The sequence below is a fragment of the Chondromyces apiculatus DSM 436 genome, assembly GCF_000601485.1.
Classification (GTDB): domain Bacteria; phylum Myxococcota_A; class Polyangia; order Polyangiales; family Polyangiaceae; genus Chondromyces; species Chondromyces apiculatus.
Window position 1 is genome coordinate 1 of the sequence record NZ_ASRX01000094.1, and the last position, 25,504, is coordinate 25,504.

At 71.5% G+C, this 25,504-nt stretch carries 21 protein-coding genes; 14 read left to right on the forward strand and 7 right to left on the reverse strand.

The window, feature by feature from the left end; translation table 11 throughout:
* From CAP_RS52970 to CAP_RS38520, 6 genes are all read left to right on the forward strand, one after another.
* The coding region (locus CAP_RS52970; RefSeq protein WP_044250212.1) for a metallophosphoesterase family protein at positions 1 to 676 on the forward strand (676 nt) is incomplete at its 5' end.
* A complete protein-coding gene (locus tag CAP_RS46520; protein WP_052376735.1) occupies positions 673 to 2,733 on the forward strand; it encodes a CHAT domain-containing protein in 2,061 nt (686 codons plus the stop codon). The genes CAP_RS52970 and CAP_RS46520, both read left to right, overlap by 4 nt.
* A gap of 175 nt (positions 2,734 to 2,908) precedes the next feature.
* Entirely contained in the window at positions 2,909 to 4,384 is a 1,476-nt protein-coding gene (locus tag CAP_RS38505; protein WP_044250213.1) for a phosphomannomutase/phosphoglucomutase, read from the forward strand.
* Positions 4,381 to 5,277, forward strand: coding sequence for a peptide chain release factor N(5)-glutamine methyltransferase (gene prmC / locus CAP_RS38510; RefSeq protein ID WP_231511948.1), 897 nt, complete (start codon positions 4,381 to 4,383; stop codon positions 5,275 to 5,277). Before CAP_RS38505 ends, prmC begins: the two co-directional genes overlap by 4 nt.
* Positions 5,278 to 5,330: 53 nt before the next feature.
* Positions 5,331 to 5,714, forward strand: a complete 384-nt coding sequence (locus CAP_RS38515; RefSeq protein ID WP_044250215.1) for a phage holin family protein — start codon at positions 5,331 to 5,333, stop codon at positions 5,712 to 5,714.
* Entirely contained in the window at positions 5,711 to 6,247 is a 537-nt protein-coding gene (locus CAP_RS38520; RefSeq protein WP_052376736.1) for a hypothetical protein, read from the forward strand. The genes CAP_RS38515 and CAP_RS38520 overlap by 4 nt, the downstream gene beginning before the upstream one ends.
* 39 nt (positions 6,248 to 6,286) lie before the next feature.
* Here the strand turns inward: CAP_RS38520 and CAP_RS38525 are convergent, their stop codons facing one another.
* Entirely contained in the window at positions 6,287 to 6,697 is a 411-nt protein-coding gene (locus tag CAP_RS38525; protein ID WP_044250216.1) for a hypothetical protein, read from the reverse strand.
* A gap of 78 nt (positions 6,698 to 6,775) precedes the next feature.
* Positions 6,776 to 8,998, reverse strand: coding sequence for a putative metal-binding motif-containing protein (locus tag CAP_RS38530; protein ID WP_231511949.1), 2,223 nt, complete (start codon positions 8,996 to 8,998; stop codon positions 6,776 to 6,778).
* 95 nt (positions 8,999 to 9,093) lie between these two features.
* On the opposite strand from CAP_RS38530, the gene CAP_RS38535 reads away from it, so the two are divergent.
* Positions 9,094 to 10,401, forward strand: coding sequence for a sensor histidine kinase (locus tag CAP_RS38535; protein ID WP_231511950.1), 1,308 nt, complete (start codon positions 9,094 to 9,096; stop codon positions 10,399 to 10,401).
* Positions 10,402 to 10,408: 7 nt separating this feature from the next.
* Here the strand turns inward: CAP_RS38535 and CAP_RS38540 are convergent, their stop codons facing one another.
* Positions 10,409 to 10,855, reverse strand: a complete 447-nt coding sequence (locus CAP_RS38540; protein WP_044250218.1) for a hypothetical protein — start codon at positions 10,853 to 10,855, stop codon at positions 10,409 to 10,411.
* Between the two features lie 66 nt (positions 10,856 to 10,921).
* Positions 10,922 to 11,308 carry a hypothetical protein gene (locus tag CAP_RS38545; RefSeq protein WP_156041523.1) on the reverse strand — a complete coding sequence of 129 codons (387 nt, stop codon included), beginning with the start codon at positions 11,306 to 11,308 and terminating at the stop codon, positions 10,922 to 10,924.
* 474 nt (positions 11,309 to 11,782) lie between these two features.
* On the opposite strand from CAP_RS38545, the gene CAP_RS38550 reads away from it, so the two are divergent.
* The gene (locus CAP_RS38550) at positions 11,783 to 13,669 is read left to right on the forward strand and encodes a sulfatase-like hydrolase/transferase (protein ID WP_044250219.1); all 1,887 of its coding nucleotides are present in this window, start codon (positions 11,783 to 11,785) and stop codon (positions 13,667 to 13,669) included.
* 56 nt (positions 13,670 to 13,725) lie between these two features.
* On the opposite strand, the gene CAP_RS38555 is transcribed toward CAP_RS38550, so the two are convergent.
* Both CAP_RS38555 and CAP_RS38560 read right to left on the reverse strand, forming a co-directional pair.
* A complete protein-coding gene (locus tag CAP_RS38555) occupies positions 13,726 to 15,012 on the reverse strand; it encodes an ABC1 kinase family protein (RefSeq protein ID WP_052376737.1) in 1,287 nt (428 codons plus the stop codon).
* A gap of 63 nt (positions 15,013 to 15,075) precedes the next feature.
* Positions 15,076 to 16,932 carry a sensor histidine kinase gene (locus CAP_RS38560; protein ID WP_044250220.1) on the reverse strand — a complete coding sequence of 619 codons (1,857 nt, stop codon included), beginning with the start codon at positions 16,930 to 16,932 and terminating at the stop codon, positions 15,076 to 15,078.
* A gap of 319 nt (positions 16,933 to 17,251) precedes the next feature.
* Here CAP_RS38560 and CAP_RS38565 point away from each other — a divergent pair, with 319 nt between their 5' ends.
* From CAP_RS38565 to CAP_RS38590, 6 genes are all read left to right on the forward strand, one after another.
* Positions 17,252 to 19,399 (forward strand): methyl-accepting chemotaxis protein, encoded by a 2,148-nt coding sequence (locus CAP_RS38565; protein ID WP_044250221.1) that lies wholly within the window; start codon positions 17,252 to 17,254, stop codon positions 19,397 to 19,399.
* Between the two features lie 18 nt (positions 19,400 to 19,417).
* Complete coding sequence (locus tag CAP_RS38570; RefSeq protein ID WP_044250222.1) at positions 19,418 to 20,464, forward strand: FHA domain-containing protein; 1,047 nt, start codon at positions 19,418 to 19,420, stop codon at positions 20,462 to 20,464.
* Between the two features lie 122 nt (positions 20,465 to 20,586).
* Positions 20,587 to 21,051: a 1,2-dihydroxy-3-keto-5-methylthiopentene dioxygenase gene (locus CAP_RS38575; protein ID WP_044250223.1), complete on the forward strand. Its 465-nt coding sequence runs from the start codon at positions 20,587 to 20,589 to the stop codon at positions 21,049 to 21,051.
* Positions 21,052 to 21,097: 46 nt separating this feature from the next.
* Complete coding sequence (locus CAP_RS38580; RefSeq protein WP_044250224.1) at positions 21,098 to 22,273, forward strand: flavin reductase; 1,176 nt, start codon at positions 21,098 to 21,100, stop codon at positions 22,271 to 22,273.
* An 88-nt stretch (positions 22,274 to 22,361) separates the two neighbouring features.
* Positions 22,362 to 24,527 (forward strand): hypothetical protein, encoded by a 2,166-nt coding sequence (locus CAP_RS55410; protein WP_044250226.1) that lies wholly within the window; start codon positions 22,362 to 22,364, stop codon positions 24,525 to 24,527.
* Positions 24,528 to 24,673: 146 nt separating this feature from the next.
* The gene (locus CAP_RS38590) at positions 24,674 to 25,066 is read left to right on the forward strand and encodes an SPW repeat domain-containing protein (RefSeq protein ID WP_044250227.1); all 393 of its coding nucleotides are present in this window, start codon (positions 24,674 to 24,676) and stop codon (positions 25,064 to 25,066) included.
* A gap of 40 nt (positions 25,067 to 25,106) precedes the next feature.
* Here CAP_RS38590 and CAP_RS38595 read toward each other — a convergent pair whose 3' ends face one another.
* A complete protein-coding gene (locus CAP_RS38595; RefSeq protein WP_044250228.1) occupies positions 25,107 to 25,403 on the reverse strand; it encodes a hypothetical protein in 297 nt (98 codons plus the stop codon).
* Positions 25,404 to 25,504 lie beyond the last annotated feature (101 nt).

Here is a 25,504-nt window from a genome sequence, read left to right on the forward strand (position 1 = left end):
CGGCGCGGGCGGCGCGGGCGGCGCGGGTCGCGGGGCGGGGCCGTCGCCGCGCGAGGTGGACTGGCTGCGGCAGGCGTGCCTCGACCACGAAGCAGGTCTCCGGCCGACGGAGGTGATGGGCGCAGGCGCGGACGAGACGCTCGGGCTGCCCCGGATCCTGTTCGATCGGTGGCGCGGCGCCGACGCGCAGGAGAGCCTGCGGGACGCGCTCGCGCACTACCTGAAGGACGATCAGAGCTTCCGGTTCGATGTGGAGGACGAGACGTCGCTCGCGCTCGACGCGACGGTGGGCGAGGCTGACTTCGTGGTGGCAGGGCACACCCACCTGGCGAGGAGCTTGCGGAGGCGGCAGGCGCCGGGGTTCTACTTCAACAGCGGGACGTGGATCCGGTTGATCCAGCTCACCGCGCCCATGCTGATGCCGGAGGGGTTCGCGCCGATCTACGACGCGCTGCAGGCAGGGAGCCTGGAGGCGCTCGACGTGATCCCGGACCTGGTGCTGCAGCGGCGCACGGTGGTGTCGATCTGGGTGGAGGGCGCGCAGGTGGTGGGTGAGCTGCGGAGCGCGCTGCCAGCGTCCGCGCCGGGGATCCCGCCGCACGCGCCGCCCTGGCGCGCGGAGCCCGGGACGCGCGTCACCTTGCCCCGCCAGGCTTCCACGGAGGTGGTCCGATGATCCGCACCGTCACGCTGGAGCTCTTGCGCCACGGTCCAGCGAACAACCAGCTCCTCTCGACGCTGACGCCCTACCTCGCGCTGTGCGGCAACCACGACGCGGAGACCGTGCAGGTGGGGTTCGAGCACGTGCAGCTCATGCGGCGCATGCGGGCGCTCCGGTACGAGGAAGGGTCGCGGCAGGCGCGGGCGGCGCTGTCGGAGGCGGCCGATGAGGTGGGGCGGCTCATCGCGTCCATCCGGTCGCTCACCGCGGAGCTGTCGTCGGCGCCCCGCAGTGACCGGGGGCTCGTGCACCTGCGGCTGGTGCTGTCGGCGTCGGAGCTGTCGCTCCTGCCGTTCGAGCTGGTCACCGCGCCGTCGGGGTTCCCGGGGCAGGGACAGGCGCTCTGTCTGCAGACGGTGATGCCGCTCGCGCTGACCCGGGAGGTGCGGCGGGTGGCCGCGGCGACGGTGCGCTGGCCAGCCGTGCCGCGGATCCTGGTGGTGGCGGCAGCCCCCCGGGGAGCGCAGGGGGTGGGCGGTCGGCCCATCTCGCCCGTGCCGCTCCGCGCACACCTCCTGGCGATCCGGCGGGCGCTCGCGCCGTGGCTGGTGACGAACGCGCCCGAGGAGTTCGGGCGGCACGTGACGGTGCTGCCGGAGGCGACGCTGGCCGAGGTGCGCGAGGCCTGCGCGGCGACGCCGTTCACGCACGTGCACGTGCTCGCCCACGGCTACGGGTCGGACGAGGACGGGGAGCTGCGCTACGGGCTGGCATTCCACAGGGACGAGGACCGGACGCAGGTGGACGTGGTGTCGGGGTCGCGGCTCGCGGCGGCGCTGCGCTGTCACCCGAACGCGGTCGAAGGGACGGAGCTCGGGTCACCCACGGTGGTCACGGTGGCGAGCTGCGACAGCGGCAACGTGGGGTCGGTGGTGGCGCAGGGGGCGAGCGTGGCGCACGAGCTGCACGAGGCGGGGATCCCGCTGGTGCTGGCGTCGCAGTTCCCGCTGTCGGTGCGGGGGTCGGCGATCCTGGCAGAGGTGGTGTACCGGCGGCTCCTGCGCGGAGACGATCCGCGGCTCCTGGTGCATGATGTCCGCCAGGAGCTGCACGTGACGTGTCCCGACACGCACGACTGGGCAGCCATCGTCGCCTACGCGGCGCTCCCCCCGGACATCGAGGCGCAGGTGAAGCAGGCGCGGTTCCAGCGGGCACGGCGGGCCGTGGACACGGTGATGGCGCGCCTCGACCGGGCGCAGAGGCCCTCCGAGGAGGACCTGCACACGCTGGAGGCGGTGATGCACTCGTTCGAGGCGGCGGTGCCGGACGAGGACACGCCCGCGCAGCGGGTAAAGGCCTACGGTCTGCTGGCGAGCGCGAAGAAGCGGGCAGCGCTGCTGTACCACGGGGGCCCGGTCTGGCCGCTGATCACGGGGGGCGGCGCGTCGATGGCGATGGTGATGCGGGCGCTCCCCGGGGGGTCGCTGCCGCCCCCGCCTGCGCCGGGGGGACCCGCGTCGGTGGAGGGTGACGTGCGGCCGCTGCGCGCGCAGCTCGCCAGCAGGACGGCCCTGGAAGAGGCGCGCTCCTACTACATGAGAGCGTTCCGCATGACGGGGAACGAGCCGTGGTCCATCGTGCAGTGGCTGGCGCTGACGGCGGCGATCGATCCGCTCGAGGACACGCACACGCAGGAGTCCTTCGCCGACAGGTGGACGGCAGCGCGGGTGATCGCCGAGGACACGCTGGCGCTCCCGGCGGTGCAGCAGGTGGTCTGGGCCCACAGCGCGCTCGCGGAGCTGTACGTCCTGGCGCAGGTGTTGCCGGAGGGGCACCGGGGTCGGCATGAGATGCGGGCGCTGGCGGAGCGGCACGTGGACGATCTGCTCGCGCTCGTCGCCGAGGAGCCCTACCCGAACGCCCGGTTCGATGCTTACTCGCTGGTGCGTCAGCTTCTCCGTTACGCCGAGTGGTGGTGGCGCGAGCGGCCCTACCTGCGCGCGCTGCCCACCGCGCTGGCCGACCGCATGCGGCTGCGGGGAGTGCGGGTGCGCTGGGAAAGCGTGGACTGACCCGTCGTCGGGCGGGGCGGACGGGGGCTCACCGGTGGGCCGGGCGAGGCGCCGACGCCGCGCAGACGTCATCGCCGACAGCCCCGAAAGCGCTGGATCTCCTTGCGCTCCGGGCCCCGGCGGTGTTGGTTGCGCACGGGCACGCTGGCGATGACGCTCGGCGGCCAGACCCAACATGAGCTTCCCCCGCCACATCTTCCGCGAGTACGACGTCCGCGGCGTCGCCGATCGTGATCTCTCCGATGGTCTTGCCCGCGCGCTCGGGGCCTCGTTCGCCTGGATCCTGCGGGGTGGTGAGGCGGGGGCGGGCGGTGAGGCGGGGGCGGGCGGTGAGGTGGGTGATGCTGGCGCGGCATCGTCCAGGCGTCTGCGTGTCGCCGTGGCGCGAGACGCGCGTCTCTCCAGCGATCGTCTCTTCCAGGCGCTCACGGCCGGCCTGCGCGAGGGAGGCACCGACGTGGTGTCGGTGGGCGTGGGGCCGTCGCCGCTCCTCTACTTCGCAGCACACCACCTCGGTACCGACGGCGCGGTGATGATCACCGCCAGCCACAACCCCGGCCCGGACAACGGCTTCAAGATGATGCGCGGCAAGGCATCGTTCTTCGGCAAGGACATCCAGCGCCTGGCCGACCTCGTTTCTGACCTTGCAGGCAAGGAGGGCGAGCCCCCTGCGGCCCGCCTGACGGGAACGCTGACGGGAACGCTGACGGAAGTGGACGTGAGCGACGCCTATGTTGCCTCGGTGCGCGAGGGGACGCGGCTGCCGCGCACGGACCTGCGCTTCGTGGTCGACGCAGGCAACGGAGCCGCGGGGCCGCTCGGGCTGCGCACCTTGCGCGCGCTCGGCTTCGACCCGGATCCACTGTTCTGCGAGCTGGACGGGACGTTCCCGAACCACCACCCCGACCCGACGGTGCCCGAGAACCTGGAGGCCCTGCGGGCCCGCGTCAAGGACACCGGGTCGGCGCTCGGGGTCGCCTGGGACGGCGACGGAGATCGCATCGGCGTCGTCGACGAGCAGGGCGAGGTGATCTGGGGCGATCGCCTGCTGGTGCTCTTCGCGCGGGCGCTCCTGCGCGAGCGCCCCGGGGCGGCCATCCTGGGAGAGGTGAAGTGCTCGGAGGTGCTGTACGCCGACATCGCAGCCCACGGTGGCAGGCCCATCCTCTGGAAGACCGGCCACTCGCTCATCAAGACGAAGATGAAGGAGGAAGGCGCCCTGCTCGCGGGGGAGATGAGCGGGCACATGTTCTTCGCCGACCGGTGGCCCGGGTTCGACGACGCCATCTACGCGACGGCGCGCCTGCTCGAGATCCTGGTGAGCGAGGGGCAGTCGGTGCGGGCGCTGCTCTCCGACCTCCCCGAGACCTTCGCCACGCCGGAGATCCGGGTGAGCTGCCCGGACGCGATCAAGTTCGAGGTGGTCCGGTACGTGACCGAGCACTACCGCCGCACGCACCCGGTGATCGACATCGACGGAGCGCGCGTCGATTTCGGCGACGGAGCCTGGGGTCTGTGCCGGGCGTCGAACACGGGGCCGGTGCTGGTGCTCCGCTTCGAGGCGCGGACCGCCGAGCGTCGCGACGCGATCCGGGCCGAGGTGGAGTCAGTCGTGCGCGACGGGCTGCACGCCGCCGGGGGGGAGCGGTGAAGGAGGAACAGGGGAGCAAGGCGGCGGAGGGCGGGGGCGAGGCCTGGACGATCCGCCGCATGCTCACCTGGTCCGCCGACGATCTGAAGAAGCGCGGGTCTGCATCCCCCCGGCTCGATGCGGAGCTCCTGCTCGGCAAGGTGCTCGGGATGAGCCGGGTGCAGATGGTCATCGATCCGGAGCGGCCGCTGCAGAAGAGCGAGCTGTCGACGTACAAGGCGCTGCACCAGCGCCGGCGGGCCGGGGAGCCGGTGGCCTACCTGCTCGGGGTGCGGGAGTTCTACGGGAGGACCTACCGGGTCGACCACCGGGTGCTCGTCCCCAGGCCAGATACCGAGATCCTGGTCGAGGTGGGGCTCGCGCGCACCCGGGACGTCTCGCTGTGCGCGCGGGTGCTCGATCTGTGCACGGGCTCGGGGTGCGTGGCCATCTCGCTGGGGAAGGAGCGACCGACCACCCGGGTTCTCGGCGCAGATCTCTCGGGCGAGGCGCTCACGGTGGCGCGCGAGAACGCGCTCCGGCTGGGTGCCGTGAACGTGGGGTTCATGCGCACCGACCTGTTCGCGCGGGTCCCCCGGAAGGTGAGGTTCGACCTGATCACCGCCAACCCGCCCTACATCTCCGACGAGGACATGCTCGGGCTGCCTCCCGACATCCGTGAGTACGAGCCCCGGATGGCGCTGGAGGGAGGGCCTGACGGTCTGGACGTGGCCCGCCGGATCATCGCGGAGGCGCCGCGGTGGCTGGAGGTGGGCGGCGTCCTCGCGATGGAGGTGGGGGCTGGGCAGGCTCCGGACACCGCTGCGCTGTTTGAGCGCGCAGGGTTTGGCGAGATCCAGCGCACTCGTGACCTGGGCGGGCACGAGCGTGTCGTCTCCGGCGTACGAACGTAGTCCACTGTACCTGGCGCGCCGTGTGCATCGCGTTCCTCCGCGAGAGGTGAGGCATGGAGCACGTGGAGCCCGGGCCGTCGACCCCGACGGTCGATCTGTTGAAGGAAGCCATCCTGGACACCCGTGAGCTGGTCCAGACGGAGATCGCGCTGGCCAAGGAAGAAGTGCGCGACGAGATCAGGCGGGCGAAGATCGCCGGGATCGCGATCGGCGCAGCTCTCTGCGCAGCCATGATCGGCGTCACCATGCTCTTCGTGGCGCTCGCGCTGGCCATCCAGCTCAGCGCGTTGCCGGCGCTGCTCATCGGGGTGGCGCTCCTCGTGATCGCCGCGGTGGCGGTGCTGCTCGGCTACAAGCGCATCCCCTTGAACCCGCTGTCACGCACGCGGGCGCGGGTCGAGGAGGACGTCCGCATCCTGAAGGAGCACCTGGTATGAGCGACGTGAAGGTCTCCGATGAACAGCTCGAGACCCGCGCAGACCTGCTGCGTGAACGGCTGACACGCACCCTCGACGAGCTGGATCGGCGGCGGCAAGAAGTGAAGCAGGTGGTGAGCGTGAAAGCCCAGGTGAAGCGTCACCCGGAGGCACTGCTCGCTGGCTTCGCGACGGTCATGGTGGCCGTGGGCGGCGGGATCACCCTTGCCGTGCTGGGCATCAGGAGCCGGGAAGAGCGGCTGCGCCGGGAGCGTGTCGCAGCGCTGCAGCGGATGTGGTGGCACCCGCAGAACGTGGCGCGCAAGAAGCGTGGGGTGCTCGCCAGCATCGGTCGGGGGATCGTGGTGTCCGCAGGGACGACGGCCGGACTGTGGGTCCTCCGCCGCGCGGCCCTCGCGGCGCTGGAGAAGGTGAACCATCCCCAGCTCGGCCCCGCAGCGCCCGTGAATGCTCCGCTGGCCCTGCCTGCCGGAGAGCAGGCGACGATCGAAGGCGCCGCGGAGCCGGTGCGCGTCGACCGTGACGAGCGGTGACGGGATCCCCAGCTCGCTCCAGCTCCGATCAGCGTCCGATCAGAAAATGACCGCGCGCGCGACGCCGGTGAGCTTCAGAGTCTCGTAGGACAGGACCTGGCCCTTCACCAGGCGCGGGCCGCCGATGCTGGTGCGGTGGCGGGTGATCAGGGCGACCGTCTCGATGGGTGCCTCATCTCCCTCCAGGTTGAGGGGCGGCAAGATCAAGGTGAAGGTGATCGCTTCGAGGTCGGGGCTGGCCTCCAGGGTGACGCTGAGCTGGCGTCCAATCTCGGTGGAGATGGCGCGGATCTCCTCACCCCGGAAGACGTAGCTCCGGTCTCCGGTGGCGTAGCTGAGCTGGGGTATGCCCTCGAGCCCGCTCCGCGAGTAGGAGACGGTGATGCCCTCGCAGGACAGCTCGTAGAGGTTGAGCTCGACGGTTGCGCGCGAGTCTCGGGTCGAGTCCATCCTAGGAGCGTAGTCGCGCTGCAAACGCCGGCAAAGAACCCGGGCGCGGTTGCGGCAGGCGGGTGCGCGTCGTCTGGATCAGGGCGGCGGGTCGACGACGTGAACGTCGAGGAACCAGGGGCCTTCGCTGCTCGAGAGACCGTCGATCTGCAGGTAGTAGGTTCCGGGATCGAGCACGAGGTCCAGGAAGCTGCCCTGCCCGGTACCGATCGTGCACGCGAAGGGGATCTCGGCGCCAGGGCATGCCGGCCCGGCGCGCACGTTGAGCAGGGTGGTGTACCCGGAGCCTGCCATGTCGAGCACCACCCGTTTCCGGGCCGGCAGGACGAGCTTGAGGAGCTGGTCGGCGGCGCCGCCAGGGAGTGTGCCCGTCTGGTCGCAGCCCGCGCCGAAGTCGGCGCTGGCGTTGGCGGTCGTCCCCTGGAAGCGTCCGCCGGTGGAGGGGATCTCCAGCGCATCGCTGCAGCCGTCCGCGAACACCACCAGGGTGGGCGGGGACGCTGGCCGCACGAGGGCCGTCACCTCCACGGGCTGCGCGAAGAGCGTCTCGGCGACCACCCGGTAGTCGCCAGCCGGCACGTTGTACTTCGCGGTGCGCACGGGCGAGATCGCGCTGGCGTAGCAAGCGAGCCTGTCGCTCGGGGCCTCGCAGGCCGGCGCGAGGAGGGCGATCGCGCCGGTGTCGCCCTGGGAAATCCGCTCGACGAGGAGCACGTCCGAGGAGACCGTCAAGTCCAGTGCATGGGCGGCGTCTGGTGCGCCCGCGAGGCAGCCGACCTGGATGTCGTCCTGATGTGCGCTCAGGCTGATGGGGACGCTCTGGTTGATGGGAAGAGGAGGAGCGCCCGCGCAGGTCTCGTCAGGCGGCGGAGCGGTCGGTGGGTCGAGTTCGAGGGTCAAGACCACCGTGGTCGGAGCGCTCGCGCTCACCCCGACGAAGTAGGTGCCCGGCTGGAGCTCGTGGCGGAAGAGGTGGGCGGGGTTCGCCGTCTGGCAGGTGATCTCGTCCTCGGGCAGCGCGCAGGCAGCGTTGCGCAGCGAGATGGAGGGGGATCCGTCGCCATCGAGCGAGGTCGCGTAAACGTGCACGTCCTGCGGCTCGGTCAGCTCGAAGGTGTAGACGAGGTCCCCCAGTGCCGTCTCGCAGGCACTCCCGAGATCCTTTTCTGCGTCGAGGATCTCTGCCTCCACCGGGACCCCTGCGGCGAGCGGGGTGGCCGTCCCGCAGGTCTCGTGGGTAGGTGGCGGGGTCGGCGGGAGGAAGGCCACGTCGAGGGTCACCTGGGTGCCCCCAGCCGTGGTCACGTAGAGCGGCATCGCGGTGGTCTGCGAGGTGCTGCCGAGGCCGCGACCGCGGAGCTTGGCGATCTTGCCGAACGGCGCGGGATGGGGGCCGCCGCAGGCGATCGCGCTCGCGGCGTCGCCGCACTGGCCGGCGAGGGTCACCGCGACGCCCACGTAGGGGGTGCGCGCCGTCACCTCGACATCGACGGGTGGACCTGCGGGGAGCACGATGGCGGCGACCACGTCGTTCAGGGGCGGCTGGGCGGCGGGGCTACACGCCGTGGCGTAGTCGAACGCAGCGCCGATGGTGCTCATCGCGTAGGAGCCGGGCTGGGTGATCTCCAGGGCACTCACGCAGGTGTCGTTCGCCGGTGACGAGCACATCGCCTCGTCGACGACACCGTCGCAATCGTCATCCCGGCCATTGCCGCACAGCTCGGGGTGCGCGGACGAGGCGCTGGGATCCGCGTCGTCGCAGTCGCCGCCGCCGCAGTGAGCATCCGGATCGCCATCCTGGTCCGCGTCGCGCGCCTCGTGCGTGCACTGGCGTGTCTCCTCGACACACGCGTCGATGGTGCATGCGTTGGCGTCTCCGCAGTCCACCGGCTCACCGGCGCGGCAGCCGAACTTCGGCGCGCAGCGCTCGACGCCGTCGCAGTACACCGCGTTCTGGCAGGACATGTCGTCCGGCGCGAACCGGCAGCGGTCGAGCGTCTTGTCGCAGGTGTCGACGGTGCAGGGGATCCCGTCGTCGCACTGGCCATCGTCGACGCAGGGGCCACCCAGGGTGGGGTCCAGGCCCTCCCCCTCGCCCCCTCCGCCGTCCTGCCCCCCCTGCCCACCGGCGCCCCCGCCGCCACCGGTCGCAAAGGGGTTGGGAGCGCTCGAGCTGCACGCCGACGGGAGCAGGGTCGTGACGGCGGCAGCGCCGAGCGCGAGAGCCAGGAAATACGCGGCGGAGCGGTCGGACATCGACGCGAGGAGAGCGTAGCAGGGGCGGGCCGCGTCTGGCATCATGGTGCTGCGTGCCTACCGATAGACTCACACCTCCCGAGCTGACATGGCTCCTGGCGCAGGAGGCGCGCAGTGCCGCGCGGAAGCTTCGCCAGGGCGTGGGATTGACCTCCGAAGCTGGACCGCCGCCTCCCTTGATCGAGGAAGGCACGGGCGGCGTGGAGGGGACCCTGGAGCGGCTCGACGAAGCCGTGAGTATGCTGGCCTCCCTTCACGGGCGCCCCATGCACCGGGGTCGCCGCGGCCGCATCGACCTCGCGGAGCTGGTCTGGGAGGTCGCCCCCGAGGCGCGGGTCCAGATCGAGATGGGCGATGGCACCGCGGTGTTCGGCGACGAGTCGGAGCTGCGGCGCATGCTGCAGGTGCTCATCGCTCAGAGCGGCGACCCGAGCGGCGCGGCGAGCACCCCCGAGGTGAGCATCCGCCGCGCGGGAGACGAGGTGACGGTGAGCGTCAGCCTCGGGCCCGACACCACGGCCAGCATCGCCAACGAGCGGGCCTGGCTCTCGCGGATGGCCATTCGCTACGGCGGTCGCCTGGAGCTCGATGGGGCGATGCAGACCCTGACGTTCCCGGCTGACGTGGACCTGGCGCGCCGTGAGCTGGAGATCCTCAAGAAGGAGCTCGCTGCCGCCCAGGCGCAGGGAGAGGCCTACGCGCGCGAGCTGGCGGCCGTCTTCTCCCAGGGAGAGCGCGTCGGCGTGCGGGGTGTCCACCACATGCACACCTCACAGCTCCCTCCCGCAGAGAGCGGTCTGCCCCTGCTCGTGGCTGCCGCCCGGGCGCTGGGGACGCAGCTCCGCGGCACGCTCGCTGCCATGGGGCGCGACGTCGCGCCCCACCGCGAGCGCGGAGGCGAGGCTGGCGAGCTTGCCGTCCAGGTGGGACGGCATGTCACTGCTGCCTCGGAGATCGTCAGCGACCTGGCGCGTCTCGGCGCGTGCCCTCTCGACGAGCTGCCGCGCCACACCGACGTCGCCGACATCCTGCGCGGGGTGGTGCATCAAGGGTTCGCGCGCGCCGCGCGCCGCGAGGTCCACGTGCGCCTGGAGGCACCCGAGAACGCGCACGACGTGGTGCCGCTCGGAGCGCTCACGGTGCTCCTGCAGGCCCTCCTCGATCACGCCATCGGAGCCTCCGCCCCGGGGAGCGATGTCGTGGTGACCCTGACCGAGCAGCCCGAGGCCCTGGAGATCACCTTCGACGATGCCGGGATCGCCATCCCTGCACAGGCCCGAGGCATCCTCCTGAGCCGCGACTTCGATGCCGTGGCACAGGGGCGACCGTCGAGCCTGTCGCTCATCGCAGCGCACGCCGTGGCCGCTCATACCCACGTCGAGCTCACCATCGATGAGCACTCCGGGGGTGGCACCCGCGCCCGGCTGATCATCCCCCGTTCGCTCTGACATCAGCCTACTGCATGGAGCTCGGCGGGAAGTCGACGCTCAGATCCACCGTCGTCTCAGGCTCGACCCAGATGTCGCTGAGCGTCTGTGTCGTCGAGATGGCCAGGCTGCGATCAGCAGCATCTACCATGGTCACCTCGGCGTGGTAGTAGCGCTCTGCAGAGATCACGAGCGAGAGGGAGAAGTCCTCACACGCTGCGTATTCCCGCGTCACCAGGTCGCCGCGGTCGTCGAAGAGCACCATTTCGAGGTCCAGCGCCGACCCGGGCAGCGCATAGAAGCTGCAGTCGTAGGCGTCCGCGGCATTGTCGATGGTCCAGTTGAAGTCCATTTCGCCCACCGGATCACCGGGTACGACGACGGCATCGGAGTCTCCATCGAGGGAGACGAGACAGCCTGAAGCGAATGCGGCAAGCACCCCTCCAGCGCCCAGCAAGATCCACTTGCTCATCATAAAGACTCTCCCTCTCGACCTATCTATCCGTGCTGGTGATGATGGTTTGTCCTTGCAGGCGGCGACTCAGCGCCACCGCCGGTATTCGCGCGGCCGTTCACGGGGGTAGCCATAGCCACGGTCTCGCTCGTAGACCCGGGGCGGCTCGACGGAGCGCGTCCGATAATGTCGCAGCTCCGGTGGCTCCTGGCGAAAGACGACCCAGCGCCCGCTGTTACGGTAGTACCAGCTCCCGTCCACGAGGTAGGCGTAGGAGCCTCGGTACATGGTGCGTGGGTAGGTCTCGATCTGCACCGGCTCGACCTCGGCGTAGGCCGTTGGATAGCCGTAGACGACGGCGCCGCTGGTGCCGAGCGTCCCGGTGCAGCCCGCGAGCGCGAAGGCTCCGACGAGGGCCAGCAGCGCGCGTGGAGCGCATTGCGGGCGCAGTCTGTCACGAACTGGTTGTTTCACAGGTTCTTCCCCTTCCACTCTCTACATCAGCAACAGGAGTGCCAGGCCTCACACGTCCAGAGCGGGCTCGCTGGTGACGCCACCGAGGGCTCAGGCCGAACACTCTCGTGACGAATGCTGCGCAGTCAGCGCGACCGAGCACGACCCGTTCACCCCTTCGGCCCTGGATCCATGCATTCGCCGGAAGCTCGTGCTCCACCGGGCGCCTCACGCTGCAAGGCATCCATGCGCCCCTGGAATTCCAGGGGCTTCACTGGTCTATTCCGCTGGTCCACCCAGGAACTCATGCCGCGCTCGCCGGACGCAGCTCAGGAGCGGGAAGCCCATCCTGCTCGGCTCGCAGGACCGCAAGAAGCGGCCGTGCATGCATGCCTGTCGACCATGGGCGGAAGCGCGTCGATTGTTCTCACCCATGCGGTCGCGCTCACCCTCAGATCGTCGCGGCCGCCAGGCGGGCTACGCGCACGTCTTCTGATGTACCTCTGGGAGGCCGCCGGCACCCTGGCGATGGGCGTCACGCTCGCGGTCCCGCTCGCTCTTGGAGCCTACCTGGTCGCGCGGGGCTCTCCTGCCGAGACGGCACGCAGGCGACGCTGGTTCGCGGCACTGCTCTGCTATGCCGCCGGTGCTGCGGTCCTCATGGGAGTCGTCCTCTCCGACGATCTCCACCGTCAGGCGCGCATTCCCTGGGGCAGTCGCCTCGAAGCGCCCCTGTTCGTTCTCTATGCCCTCCTGTGCGGCCTCGCGGTGCCCCTCGCACACGTCGTCGGGACCCGCGCGTGGCCTCGCTGGCTCTCCGTGGTCCTCGGCGTCCTCGGCCTCGTGGCGCTGGGCGCGAACCATGGGTTCCTGCGGGATGATTACCCTGGTGTTCACGGAGCCCTGGCCTGGGTCTCGGGCACCCTCACGGGCGCCGCGGTCGCGCCGTGCTGCGCGCGCGTGGTTGCCCGCTGGCGTCCGCGCACCCGGGCCCTCCTCGGTGCTGCGAGCCTGCTTCCCTTCGCGCTCGTCCTCGGCGCGCAGCCGTCGAACGCCGTGCGCCTCTCGCTCCTCCGCGATCCTTGCTCCCTCGCCGCCTGGACGCTCGCGCGGGTGCGCTGGTCTTCACCAGGGCCGCAGCCGGCCCCCGGCGCGGAGCCGCCTCTGCCTCCGGACCTGTCGGCTTCATTCTGGAGAGATCGCGCCAGCCTGCCACCGACGCCTTCTCGATCCAGCCTCGCGCCAGGCATCGCCCCGGTGGTCGTCCTCATCACCGTGGATGCCATGCGCGCCGACGTCCTCTCCGATGCGGCGCACCCAGCGCATGAGCGCGCGCTACCCGTGCTCACCACCCTCGCGCGCGAGGGCGCCTACTTCCCCCGCGTGATCGCGCCGGGCAGCCAGACGGCCGTCTCGCTCGCCACGATGTTCTCGGGGCGTTACTTCTCCCAGATGGTGTGGGGCATGTACGGGCGTGGCAACGCGCGCTTCGTCTACCCTGCGAAGGATCCAGCGCGACGCTTCCCGGAGCTCCTCACCGAGCACGGCGTGCGCACGGCCAGCGTGTGCAGCCTCAACTTCCTCGCCGGCGCTTACGGGGTCGCGCGAGGCTTCCAGGACGAGCAGGTCGTGGCCAGAGGGCGCCACCATGCGCACGCGCAGGCCGTCGTCGACCCGCTGCTCGAGATCCTCGAGGGTGCGGGAGCAGGGCCTCTCTTCGTCTACGCCCACCTCACCGAGCCTCATGCCCCCTACGATCGAGGAGCGCGCACCGGAGGCGCCTTCGAGCGCTATCTCTCCGAGGTCGGCGTCGCCGACGCGCAGCTCGGTCGTGTCGTGGCGGTGCTGGAGGAGCGCTTCCGCGACCGGGGTTACCTGTTCGTCACCAGCGATCACGGCGAAGCCTTCGGCGAGCACGGTACCCGGGAGCACAGCAAGACGCTCTACGAAGAGCTCGTCCAGGTCCCGCTGCTCGCGCGCGGTCCGGGGATCGTCCCGCGGCGCATCGAGGAGCGGGTGGGTCTCATCGACCTGGGCCCCACCATCCTCGATCTTTTCGGGGTCGAGACCCCCGCGTCGTTCTTCGGGCAGAGCCTCGTCCCGCGGCTCGCCGGGCGTGCGGGGGAGGAGGCGCCGCTCGATCGCCCCCTGCTGGCCGAGGGGCGGCTGCGGCGCGCACTCTACTGGGGCGATCTGAAGGTCATCGACGACCCCCGGCGCAAGGTGGTCGAGGCCTACGACCTCGCGGCTGATCCGCTGGAAACGCGCAACCTCTTCGACGCGGAACGCCCGAGGGTCCTCCCGGCGCTCCTCGCGCTCCGGGCCTTCTTCAAGGCCCATCGACCGGCGCGTCCCGGATACGAGCCACCTTACCGGCCGTGAGCCGCGCAGCGGCGTGCGGTGTCACCCCCGGCGAGACCCGCGCGCCCGCGCATGGGTCACGTCAGCACACCAGCCGCCTCCAGCAGGCGCGCTTCCACGGCGGCGTAGTCGACCTCGACATCGAGCCGCGCCAGCACCGAGTAGAAGCCGAAGTGGAGCCGGTTCATGAACAGCATGCCCGACGGCAAAGGGACGAACCCGCTGTCCTTCTTGAGCAGCACGGCGTCCTTCATGTGGCGCATGTCGTTCACCAGGGAGGCCACGAAGTCGCGGGTGATGCGGAAGGGAGAGGAGAAGAGGGGCTCGAAGCAGCGCCGCGAGTGCGCAACCGCGAGTTCTTCGTAGCGCCCCCCGTGGGTCGCCAGGATGGCCTTCGCCCACCGCGCGAACGCCGCCTCGTCACGCTCCCGTGCGGCGGTGTGGAGGCCGCGCGCGTGGATCATCCGCTCTCCCTCGATGGGCTGCACGCACCCGAAGTCGAGGAACGAGATCGTGCCGTCGGTACGGAACAGGTAATTGCCCGGGTGGGGGTCGGCGTTGAACATGCCCCCCACCAGGTTGCCCGTGAACACGAAGCGCCAGAGCGTCTCCGCCCAGCGTCGGCGGAGGTCCACGTCGTGGGTCGCGGCATCTTCGAGCGAGATGCCGTGCACCAGCTCGGCGGTGAGCACCCGTCGGCTCACGCGATCCTCGATGACGGCGGGCACGTGGATCTCGGGATCCCCGGCGAACAGCGCCCGGAACTGCGCCTGCCGGGTGGCCTCCAGGGTGTAGTCGAGCTCTTCGCGGAAGCGCATCTTGACCTCGTCGAGCACCGCCTTGGTGTTCAGCTCCCGGGGAGCGAGGGCGCCGACGAGGCCCTGGAGGACACTGGCGTTCTCCAGATCGCTCTCCACCGCGCGGGCGATGCCCGGGTGCTGCACCTTCACCGCGACGTCACGGCCGTCGACCAGGGTGGCGCGGTGCACCTGGCCGATGGATGCACTGGCGAAGGGTTCCTCTTCCCAGCGCGCGAAGAGATCCCCGATGGGTGCGCCGAGGTCCTCCTCGACCACCGCGCGGATCGCTGCAGGCGATGACGTCGGCGCCGCGGTGCGCAGCGTGCGCAGCGCCGTCTCGTAGGAGACCCGGTGCGTCTCGGGGACGAGACCATCCACGTAGCTCACCATCTGACCCGCCTTGGCCGCGAGCCCCCGCAAGGTGCCCAGCACCTCCGCAGCCTGCTGGGCCGCGCCTTCCCCGTCCCTGGAGAGAAGCAGGCTGGCTCCGGTGCGCGCCCCGACGCCGGCCATCTTCACCAGCCGGCCCAGGCGTCCTTCGGGAAGCTTGCGTTCGTTGGTCATGGGAGGCCGTGGAGCATGCCACCGGGTCGCCTCGGCGCACACCGCCCGCAGTGCGTGATGCAGCTACGGCCTTGGGCTGCCCTCTGGACTCTCGGGAAGCCTCTCGGGGGGCCTCTCCGAAGGCGGACGCGCGGTCTGCTCCAGGAGCGGTGGACCCCCCACCGGCAACCAGATCTCGAAGACGGCGCCTCCCTTCTGGGCCTTCCGGTAGCTGATCTCGCCGCCGTGCTCGAAGACGATGCGCTGCACGATCGCCAGGCCGAGCCCCGTCCCCTTCTCCTTGGTGGTCGCGTACGGCTCGAAGAGACGCGGGACCATCTCCTCGGCCACTCCTGGTCCGTTGTCGCGCACCACGATCCGCACGCGGCCGTTCGGCAAGGGGCCGAGGGTGACCACCACCCGGGGATCCGGCCGCGTGGTCTGGGAGGCCTCCAGGCCGTTCTGGATCAGGTTCGTCAGCACCTGCACGAGCTGATCGCGGTCAGCGGACACGCGCGGGACGGCCTCCGCCGACAGCTCCACGCGCGGACCCGTCGCGCTCGTCTCCAGCGACCTCCCGGAAGACGCAGGGTCGTCGCCGTGGGCTGCATGGAGCGTGACCACCCGCCGGGCCACTTCCAGCAGATCGACGGGCTCGGGGTTCGGGGGAGGCAGCCGCGCGAAGCGGGTGAACTCGCCGACGATGTTGGCGATCCGGTGCACCTCTTCGAGCACCGTGGCGGTGGCCTCCTCGAAGTACTCGTCGAACGCAGGGTCCTCGCGCGCCCGGAGCCGCCGCAGCGTCTCCACCGCGGCGCGGATGGGCGCGAGCGGGTTCTTGATCTCGTGCGCCACCTGCCGCGCGATCTCCCTGCGCGCGGCGATCCGCTCCGCCGTCGCGAGCCTGCGACGCATCGCCGCGAGTTCATCGATGGTCCCGTTGAACGCCTCGGCTAGGGCCGCGATCTCCAGCCCTCCGCGCCCCTGCACCTTCCGGGGCGCGCCGTTCATCACCTCCCGCGTCTCCCGCGCGAGCGCGACGATGGGGCGCGAGAGGCTGCGCGCCAGCACCACCGCGATCACCGTGGCGATCGCCAGCACCGTCGCGCCGGTCATCAGGATGTCGCGGTCGAGCAGCGCCAGGGCGCGCTGCAGAGGCTCCCGCGAGACCGAGGCCACGACCCGCAGCCCCTGCACCTCCGGCAGCTCCAGCACCCGCACCACAGCGGCCTCGCTGCTGGCCTGCGGTGAGGGCGCCCCGTGCGCCGCGCCCTCGCCGTCCGCCGCGGTCGCGAGCCGCACCCCGTAGGCAGCGCCGAGCCGTTCGAGCAGCGGTCCCACCCGGCGCGTCCCGACGAGCCCGATGGTCACCCCTTGCCCCGTGCGGGCGCAGTGCACCTCCAGGGAAGGCTCCGCGTCCCCGGCTGCAGGGCGGAGGCGAGGGGCTCCCCCCGCCACAGCGGCCCCTTTGCCCGACTTGTCGTTGGCCTCGCCCTTCGCCTTCTCCTTGAGCAAGGCCTTGAGGCGCCCGTCCCGCGTGCCGATCCGCGCCACGTCCTCCGCGCCGAGGACCAGGCCTTCGCCGGTCACCAGGGTCAGCTCGTCGAGCCGGAGGGCCTTGGCCTGCTCGGCCACCTGATGGCGCAGGGAGATGCGGACCCCTGGATCCAGCGCTTCGGGGTTGCCGCGCGCCCGGTACAGCTCGAGGTGCGCTTTGTCGACGAAGGTGTCGTGCTGGCAGAGCGGCGCGAGCAGCCCGCGCAGGGCCTCGGCTTCCCAGGCGAGCTGCTGCCGCACCCCCGCATGCGCGGCGTCGAAGCGGTCCACATAACCGCTCTCGACGACCTCGCGTGACGCTTCCCGGAGCGTGAATCCGACCAGCGCCGTCGCGATGATCGCGACCACGCCGAAGGCGATGAGCAAGCGGGCGGCAAGGGGCATGAGCAGTGGTGGAGGCGCCGCGGGGGCGAGGCCTCCGCTGAACCGCCCAGCGAGGCTTCGCGTTCTCGAAGGTCGGAGGACGCTGCCAGCACATCTGACAGCGCCGCCTGAAGAAGCGGGGGCGGGTCCCGTCACGGCCCGGCACCGCGATGTTTTGCATACCAGAACCCGCGCCGCGCGGCCGGAACACGTGCTCCAGGGGGCGCCCCAGCCGCGCCTCCAGGCCTTCGCCTCCTCCGCCTTCTTGCGCCGGAGGCCCCTCGGCTCTTACGCTCGGGCGCCCTCCCGTCGGAAAAGCGTCGGGCGACGGGACCAAGACATGAACGCGAAGCTGCTCGGCCCCATCGGGATCATCATCGTCGTCGCCTTCGCACTCAGCCTGGTGTCGAAGCCGGCTGCGGACTACGCGAGCCAACTCTTCCTGCTCCTCGGCGGCATCGGGGTGGGAGGGGTGCTCTACGTGGCCAGGCTGGGCGGCGGGGCGCCCCTCGGCAGCCTGCGTGAAGCCCTGCGCGCTGCGGCCAAGGGCAAGCGGCCGCAGTTGCCCGAGGGATCGCCCCCGGAACTCGCCGATGCCTACGAGCAGATCGGCGAGCTCGCCGAGAAGAGCGCCGAACTCGCCGAGGAGCGCGCCGACCTGCTCAAGGAGCGCGACGCGGTCGGCAAGGAGCGTGACGGCCTGTCGCGCGAGCGGGACAAGCTCGCCGTGGAGCGGGACGCCATCGTGCGCGAGCGGGACAACCTCGTCCGCGAGCGCGACTCCCTGGAGCGGGACCGAGACCGGGTCGCCACGGACCGTGACGGCGCCCTGCGGGAGCGGGACGGGGTCTCCCGCGAGCGGGACACGCTGGAGCGAGAGCGAGACCGCGTCGCGACCGAGCGGGACAGCCTGCTCCGCGAGCGGGAGAAGGTCTCGGGCGATCGGGACCGGGCCGTGAGCGAGCGCGACGCCCTGCTGCGCGAGCGCGACGCGCTCACCGTGCGCCTGAACGAGATGGCGGATCGGGGGCCCGAGGTCGACGTGGAGGGCGTCATCGAGGCCGTGATGCGCGTGACCGAGGGCGAGCGCGTGCGCACCCCCGCAGGCGTGCCCGCCGACGTGGCGCGGGTCTACACCGAACTCAACACCGTGGCCGACCGGATCGGCGCCGCGGAGCAGCGCGAGCGCCAGCGCCGCGCGGAGCTGTCCCAGGCCACGGCGATGCTCGACGACGTGGTGCCCCGCCTGAGCGACGGCGTGAGCGCGATGATGCACGCGAGCGAGCAGGCGACGATGTCGATCCGGGAGATCACGACCGCCCTCGCGAACATCGCCCAGTCGGTCGAGTCGCTGGCGTCGAGCGCAGAGGAGTCGAGCTCCAGCATCCTCGAGATGACCGCCACCAACGAGGAGGTCGCCGAGAACGTCAGCGAACTCAGCTCGAGCGTGCGCGAGACCGTCTCCTCCATCGAGGAGATGGCCTACTCGATCCGCGAGGTGGCGAAGAACGTCGACGCCCTGGCGCTCACCGCCGAGGAGACCAGCTCCTCGATGAACCAGATGGACGTATCCATCGACCAGGTGCGCTCGAACGCCGACGAGACGGCGCGCCTCTCCGAGGAGGTGGCGACGGACGCCGAGAAGGGCGCCGAGGCCATCCTGAAGACCATCGGCGAGATCTACCGCATCAAGGAGTCGGCCCAGGAGGCCGTCGCCGTCATCTCCAACCTGGGCTTCCGCATCGAGGCCATCGGCCAGATCCTCGCCGTCATCGACGACGTCGCCGAGCAGACCAACCTCCTCGCGCTCAACGCGGCGATCATCGCCGCCCAGGCCGGTGAGCACGGCAAGGGCTTCGCGGTCGTCGCCGACGAGATCAAGGACCTCGCCGAGCGCGCCGGGGTGAGCCTCAAGGAGATCGCGGAGCTGATCAAGACCATCCAGGCCGAGTCGAAGAACGCCATCGCCTCCGTCGAGCGCGGCGCGCACATCGTCGACCGCGGCGTGGAGGTGTCCAACGAGGCCGAGCGCGCCCTCAAGAAGATTCTTGAGAGCTCGCAGAAGTCGACCAACATGGTCCGCGCCATCGCCCGGGCCACGGTCGAGCAGGCGAAGGGCTCGAAGCAGGTCACGGACGCCATCGGGCGCATCGCAGAGACGGTCCAGCAGATCGCGGCCGCCACGGCCGAGCAGGCCCGCGGCTCGGAGCTCATCATGAAGAGCGCCGAGAAGATGCGCACCATCACCCAGCACGTGGAGCGTTCGAGCCAGGAGCAAGCGCGCGGCGGTCGCCAGATCACCAGCGCGATCGAGCAGATCTCCAACATGGTCCACAACCTGAACGCGACCCAGCGGAACCAGGCGCGCGGCGGCGAGCAGCTCGTCGAGGTGGGCCGGCGCATCGAGGAAGCCGCGCGGCAGCAGGAGCAGGCCGTGCGCCAGCTCGTGGCCTCCGTGGAGCGCCTGCGCCGGGCCTCGATCGGCTAGCCGCAGCGGATCCCCGACATGGCAGTAACCATCGTGGTGCTCGCCGCCGAGGCGGGTTCGCCTGACGTCCCCCCGGGCCCTGCGGAGGCGCTGTCGCTCTCTCTCGACGCACCGCGGCTGGTGATCGGCCGCGGCGATGGCTGCGAGGTCCGCTTGCCCGACCCCAGCGTGAGCGCGCGTCACGCCTCGATCCGGCAGCGCGGGGCCGAGTACACGCTCGCCGACGAGGGCAGCCTGAACGGCACCTTCATCGGTCGTCGCAAGCTCCCCCCACACACCCCGGAGCCCCTGCGCGACGGCGACCGGGTGCGCGTCGGGCGGGTGTGGTTGATGATCCGCATCCGCCCGGCCATCGCGCTCGGGGCCCCTGCGGCTGCCGCGCGAGAGCTGGCGCTCGCGCTGGTGACCCGGGGCCTGCGCGCGCAGGGCGAGGACCCCACGCCCTACGTCCAGGTGCTGGTCGGTCCCGACGAAGGGCAGACCCTGCTCCTGGAAGAAGCGGGGCGCCCCTACACCGTGGGCCGCGCCCGCGACGTCGACCTGCCGGTGACCGACCAGGCTGCAGCCCGCAGGCAGCTCACCGTGACCCGCAAAGGCGACCAGATCCTGGTGCGCAACGTGGGCGCCGCCGGGGTCATGGCACTCGACGGCGCGCCGATGCCGCCAGCCGCGGACGTCACCTGGCGCCCGGGTCAGTCCCTCACCTTCGGAGCCACGCGCCTCGCCTGTGAGCTGCCAGCAGTCCAGGCCCTCGCAGAACTGGAGCGCTGCCCGGACGAGCCCCTGCGAGGCGACGAGCCCCTCGATCCTCCAGACGCACCCGAGGCCGGGCCTCCGAGCACGGACGCCGGGAGCGCTGCGGACGCCGACCCCCACGCGACACCCGCGCCTCCCTCCTCCGCAGCCCTCGACGCTCCACCCGCCGCCCGCCTGCGGTCACAGGGCCCCGAGCCTGCGCCTCCGCGCGCGGGCTGGGGTTTCACCGACGCTGCGGTGCTGCTCCTCGCCCTTGGTGTCCTCGCCGTCAGCATCGCTGGCCTGAGCTGGCTCTTCGGGCGCGGTTGAGCGGGCGCCGTGGTGATCGCGAAACGCGGAACAGCCGCGCAGTGGACCCGGAAAAGCGGCCCCTGCCGTCTTGACGCGCGTCCCTGCACGTGTCCTTGGATCTGCGATCCTGGAGGAGCATCATGCGTGCGGTCCGGCTGAGCGCGGGAAGAGAAATCGGGTGTAGCGAGGCTGACCTGCGTGCCGAAGGCATCGCCTGCGACAGCTTCGAGGTGGCTCAGATCGCCGCTGCCACCCAGCACGCGCAGTCCACGCGCGGCTGGTCCGAAGCCGATCGTGTCCGCCGCTCTGCCAGCCGGCCGCAGGACGAAGTCGAGATCGTCCGCGAGGCCGACGAGCACTGTCACCTCGAAGAAGAGGTGCGGCTCTTCGTGGAGGGCGAGGGCCTCTACGACATCCGCGGCCGTGACGAACAGTGGATCCGCGTCTTCGTCCGCGCCGGTGACCTCGTCGTCGTCCCCGCGCGGCGCTACCACCGCTTCCTCGTGGGTCAGGCCGCAGAGCTCTCGTACGTGCAGCCCTTCGGCAACCGCCCGTCGCTCATCCAGCTCTACCGCGTCTCCGACGACGCGACCCGCGCTGGATGACGAAACCCGAGCCCAGCGAACCCGTGGAGTGCGTACACTGAGCCCGATGACGATCGCTCCCTCGGAGTTCCGGAGGGTCCTCGGACAGTTCGCGAGCGGAGTGACGGTGGTGTCGGCGACCCACGACGGGGTCACCCAGGCGATGACCGTGAGCGCCTTCTGCTCGGTGTCGATCGAGCCGCCGATGGTTCTCTTCTGCGCCGACAAGCGCAGCCGCACCCATGTCCTCGCGGCCGCTTCGGGCGCCTTCGCCGTGAGCTTCCTGCGCGAGGACCAGCGCGCCCTCTCCGACCTGTTCGCCGGCAAGGGCAGCGACGACGACCGGAAGGCAGCGCTCACCGGAGCCCCCTGCTCCGCGCTGGGCTGCCCCATCATCGAGGGGGCGCTGGCCTGGCTGGGGTGCCGCATCGTGCAGACCCACGACGCAGGCGACCACGTGATCTACGTGGGCCACGTGCTCGACGGCGCCGCCGGCACCCCTTTCGCACCTCTCCTCTACTACCGCGGCACCTACCAGGCACTCGAACCAGCGTGGCGCTGGCGCGACCGCCACGGCGCCCGGGACAGGGCCGTCGCGTTTCACGAGATGGTCGACTTCTTCGAGCGCATGCAGCACGAGGACCCGTACGCGGGCCTCCTCGACCACCTCGCCCGGATCGCCGCGCCCACCCCGGAGGCCCGGTGCCTCGATCTCGGCTGCGGTCCGGGCACGCTGACCCGGAAGCTCGCCGCAGGCTCCCGCGAGGCCCTCGGCGTCGACAGCTCCGCGGCGATGGTCACCCGCGCCTCTCTGCGCGCGCGCGCGGCTGGCCTCGCCAACGTCCGCTACGAGGAGGCCTCCCTCGTCGCCCTGCCCTGCGAGGCAGGGTCCTTCGACGTGGTGGTCGCTGCCAATGCACTCTTCCATGCCCCCGTGCCGCGCGAGCTGCTGCGCGAAGCCGCCCGCGTCCTCCGGCCGGGAGGTCGCCTCGGCCTCCTCGAACCGTCCTCCAGGATGACCCACGAGGCTGTCTCCCTCCATCTCGCCCGCGACGAGGAGGCCGGCGACGCCCTCGCCCCCCTCGGCACGCAGGCCCTCCTCGCCTGGGCCGACGCCGTGGAGGCACGCCCCCGCTACGACGAGGCTCAGCTCCACGACGATCTGGAAGCCGTCGGCCTCGCGCTCGTGGCCGAGGAGCCCTTGCTCGGGGGCCTCGCCACCCTCACGCTCGCCAGGCGCTGACCGAAGGGCACCCCTCTCAGCGCCGATCGGGCGGCGCTTTCGCAGAAAATTCGCCCTTCTGCACGACCTCTGCAAGCGTGCCCCCGCGATGCGCCTTGACCCTGCCGCTGCAGCCAGCGCCCACCACCTGGAGGGCCGCTCCCCCCTGCCGCCCACCCTCGCCGCACGAAAGGTCCAGTTCGCTCCGAGTGGACCCGTCGAGGAAGCGTGGGCCGACCTGCGCACGCGGCGCTTCCTCTGCGCGGCGACCGCCGTGGCCCAGCGTGGAACGCTCCGGGTCGCCATCGACGATGCCGTCGAGCTCGCCCTCGCCCTCCGCGGCGCCCTGCCTCCGCGGACCGCTCCCGACGCCCCGCTCACGAGCATCATCGACGATCAGGTCTTCCGGGCCCGCGCCCTGGGCGCCGCCGGTCTCTGCGTCGCGCTCCCCCCGCTGCAGCATCTCACCGGAGACGACGGCGCCCTCGACCACGCTGACAGCAGCGCGCTCACGGCCTGGCTCGACGCCACCCGCGACGCCCCTGTCGCCCTCATCTTCGGCGAGCCCGATCGCAACATCCGCGTCCTCACCCCGGTCCCCCTCGCCCAGCTCGCTGCCGACGCTGCGCCTCCGGAGGACTCCGGCCCCGCCCCCTGGACCTCCCTCGCCTCGCCGCAGGCCGAGCCGCGGTCCCCGGCGGCCCTGCCCACCCGCTGGACCACCCCTCCCCCGGCCGATCCGGAGACGCTCCTCAGCGCGCGTGACGGCAGCGGGGCGTGTGACAGCAGCCCGCCCGACGCCGACGTGATGGACGCCGGCGAGTCCGACCCCCAGATCGACTCTCCCCGCTTGCTCCCCGACGCCGCGACGCTCTTCGGCGAGCCCCCGACCCTCCCGCCCGAGCCTGCCACCCTCCCCAGCGAGCCCACGCCGCTCGTGGGAGCCTCCGCGCACCCCTCCGTGGAGCCCACCGCCTTGCTGGCTGCTGCCGAGGTCATCGCCAGCGACCTGGCGATGGCCCTGGGCGCTGCCGCCGTGCACGTGGACGTCGAACCTTCCTGTCCCGCCCCCGCAGAAGCTCCGGCGCGGGACGCGCGCCCCCGCGGCGTCCTCCCTCCCCGCTCCAAGATGCGCCGCCCCGAGGCCCTGCGCCCCGATGCCCCCCGCGCCGAAGCCCCGCGCCCCGATGCCCCCCGCGCCGAGCCCACGCCCCCCGCGGCGCCTTCTCCTGCCGCTCCTGGTGCCCTTGCCGCGCCCGGCGCTCCGCGCTTCCCCGTACGCGGCGCCGACGCTGCCACGCTCCTGCACGGCGCCACCTCGACAGCGGCGCACGCAGCGCACGCAGCGCACGCAGCGCACGCAGCGCACGACGTCTCCCTCGCAGACCCTGACCTCCCCCCGCCCCGTCGCTCCACCCCGCCACCTTCGCGCGTCCTCAGCGCCGCCGAGTGGCGCTCGATGGCCATCGCCCTCGACGAAGCGCGCGGACCGCGGCCGGTGCGCATCATCGAGCAGCTCTTCGCGACCCACTACCTCCCCCTGCTCGGCGCCACCCTCTCGGGCGAGGCGGACGCTTCCGTGCGCGCCGTCGTCGAGTCCTGGCGCACGAGCTTCGAGCGCAGCTACCGCGAGTCCTTCTCCGCCCTGCGGGTCACCGGCAAGCGCCCCCCCATGGTCCTTGACGCCCCCGACCTCGCCGCCCGCATCGGTCGGCTCAACGGGGCCCGCGCCGTCAAGCTCCTCCTCGTTGACGCGATGCGCTTCGACCTCGGTGAGCGCGTCGCCGCGCGCCTCAAGGAATCGCTCACCGACCGCGCCGTGCTCGTCGAGCGCTCCGTGCTCTGGGCGGCGCTGCCCACCACCACGGCCACGCAGCTCTCCCTGCTCGCGCGCGGCGCCGACGCGCTCCGGGAGCCGCTCGCCACGGACCCCGAGCCCGCCATCGCGCGCGGCCGCGCCGTCTCCATGCTCCGCCGCGAGCGCGCTGGCCGCTGCGAGCTGATGAAGCTCGACCTCGTCGAAGCCCGCCTCCGCAACGCGGGACCTCCCCTCCCCGAGCGCCTCGAAGGCATCGCCGAGGAGGTCACCGAGGTGATCGCGCGCTTCATGGACAGCCTCCCTCCCCGCACGCTGGTGCTGGTCTTCGGCGACCACGGCTTCCGCATCGGCTCCCTTTCCGACGGCGCGAGCACCGGCCCCGCGAGCCAGGGCGGAGCGTCTCCCGAAGAGGTTCTCGTGCCGGCCCACGCATGGCTGGTCGGCGGCGTCCACTGAGCGTGCCTCACGGCGGGGCACGCGCCCCCGCCGCACGCACCTGTTACCACCCGTCACGCCCCGTCACGACCCGTCTCAGCGCCTGGTGCCAGTTCGACGGCACGCCCGATGCTTCCTCCGCGAGAGAACTCTCTCGGGAGGGCAACATGAACATTCTCAACTCGCGGATCCACGGCTACATCGACTACGCCATCGTCGCCTTGCTCGTGCTCGCGCCGTCGCTCTTCGGCTTCGCGGGTCTTCCGGCGACCATCTGTTACATCCTCGCCGTCGTGCAGCTCGGGATGAGCCTGCTCACGGCCTACCCGCTCGGGGTCGTCAAGGCCATCCCGTTCCCCATCCATGGCGGCATCGAGCTCGGTGCGGGCCTCTTCCTGATCGCCTCTCCGTGGCTCTTCAACTTCGCCCACATCGCGAGCGCGCAGATCTTCTTCATCATCGCCGGCGTCGCGGTGGCCCTGGTGTGGATGGTGACGAACTACCGCACCGCCGACACAGAAGTCAGCACGAGCGCTCGGTACCGCGGAGACTACCCCTGAGCTGAAACCAGCGGACGGTCACCCACGCCCTCGGTCTGGATCACTCCTCCCAGCGTGGAGGCGGTGCCGAGGGTCTCTCCAGGAGGGCGCGCTCCAGCGCGGTCATGCGCAGGCGCAACCGCGCCGCCTCGGTCTTGCTGCTCACGCTCCCCTGCCGCCACTGCTGCACTTTCCGCCAGGCGCCGCCGAGCAGGCGACCGACATGGTACATGCCCCTCCCGAAGCCGGTGCTGGCATGATCTCCCACGCCCTCGGCCCGATCACGGGCCTCGAGCTGCTCCGTCAGCTCGCGGATGCGTGCGCGCAGGGAATGAACTTCACTCCGATACCGGGACATGGCGCGCCGCGAGGATAGAACCTCCGGTCGCGGGTGAGCCAGGCGCGCGCACACACACCTCCCGATTCCGCTGACGCAACGCTACCGGCGACCCGTGCCGC

Coding starts and splice junctions, on each gene's coding strand:
- CAP_RS46520 (WP_052376735.1), top strand. CDS start 673: ATGATCCGCACCGTCACGCTGGAGCTCTTGCGCCACGGTCCAGCGAAC.
- CAP_RS38525 (WP_044250216.1), bottom strand. CDS start 6,697: ATGGACTCGACCCGAGACTCGCGCGCAACCGTCGAGCTCAACCTCTAC.
- CAP_RS55410 (WP_044250226.1), top strand. CDS start 22,362: ATGCGCCTTGACCCTGCCGCTGCAGCCAGCGCCCACCACCTGGAGGGC.
- CAP_RS38590 (WP_044250227.1), top strand. CDS start 24,674: ATGAACATTCTCAACTCGCGGATCCACGGCTACATCGACTACGCCATC.
- CAP_RS38565 (WP_044250221.1), top strand. CDS start 17,252: ATGAACGCGAAGCTGCTCGGCCCCATCGGGATCATCATCGTCGTCGCC.
- CAP_RS38575 (WP_044250223.1), top strand. CDS start 20,587: ATGCGTGCGGTCCGGCTGAGCGCGGGAAGAGAAATCGGGTGTAGCGAG.
- CAP_RS38515 (WP_044250215.1), top strand. CDS start 5,331: ATGGAGCACGTGGAGCCCGGGCCGTCGACCCCGACGGTCGATCTGTTG.
- CAP_RS38570 (WP_044250222.1), top strand. CDS start 19,418: ATGGCAGTAACCATCGTGGTGCTCGCCGCCGAGGCGGGTTCGCCTGAC.
- CAP_RS38580 (WP_044250224.1), top strand. CDS start 21,098: ATGACGATCGCTCCCTCGGAGTTCCGGAGGGTCCTCGGACAGTTCGCG.
- CAP_RS38505 (WP_044250213.1), top strand. CDS start 2,909: ATGAGCTTCCCCCGCCACATCTTCCGCGAGTACGACGTCCGCGGCGTC.
- CAP_RS38560 (WP_044250220.1), bottom strand. CDS start 16,932: ATGCCCCTTGCCGCCCGCTTGCTCATCGCCTTCGGCGTGGTCGCGATC.
- CAP_RS38555 (WP_052376737.1), bottom strand. CDS start 15,012: ATGACCAACGAACGCAAGCTTCCCGAAGGACGCCTGGGCCGGCTGGTG.
- CAP_RS38530 (WP_231511949.1), bottom strand. CDS start 8,998: ATGATGCCAGACGCGGCCCGCCCCTGCTACGCTCTCCTCGCGTCGATG.
- CAP_RS38595 (WP_044250228.1), bottom strand. CDS start 25,403: ATGTCCCGGTATCGGAGTGAAGTTCATTCCCTGCGCGCACGCATCCGC.
- CAP_RS38550 (WP_044250219.1), top strand. CDS start 11,783: ATGTACCTCTGGGAGGCCGCCGGCACCCTGGCGATGGGCGTCACGCTC.
- CAP_RS38540 (WP_044250218.1), bottom strand. CDS start 10,855: ATGATGAGCAAGTGGATCTTGCTGGGCGCTGGAGGGGTGCTTGCCGCA.
- CAP_RS38520 (WP_052376736.1), top strand. CDS start 5,711: ATGAGCGACGTGAAGGTCTCCGATGAACAGCTCGAGACCCGCGCAGAC.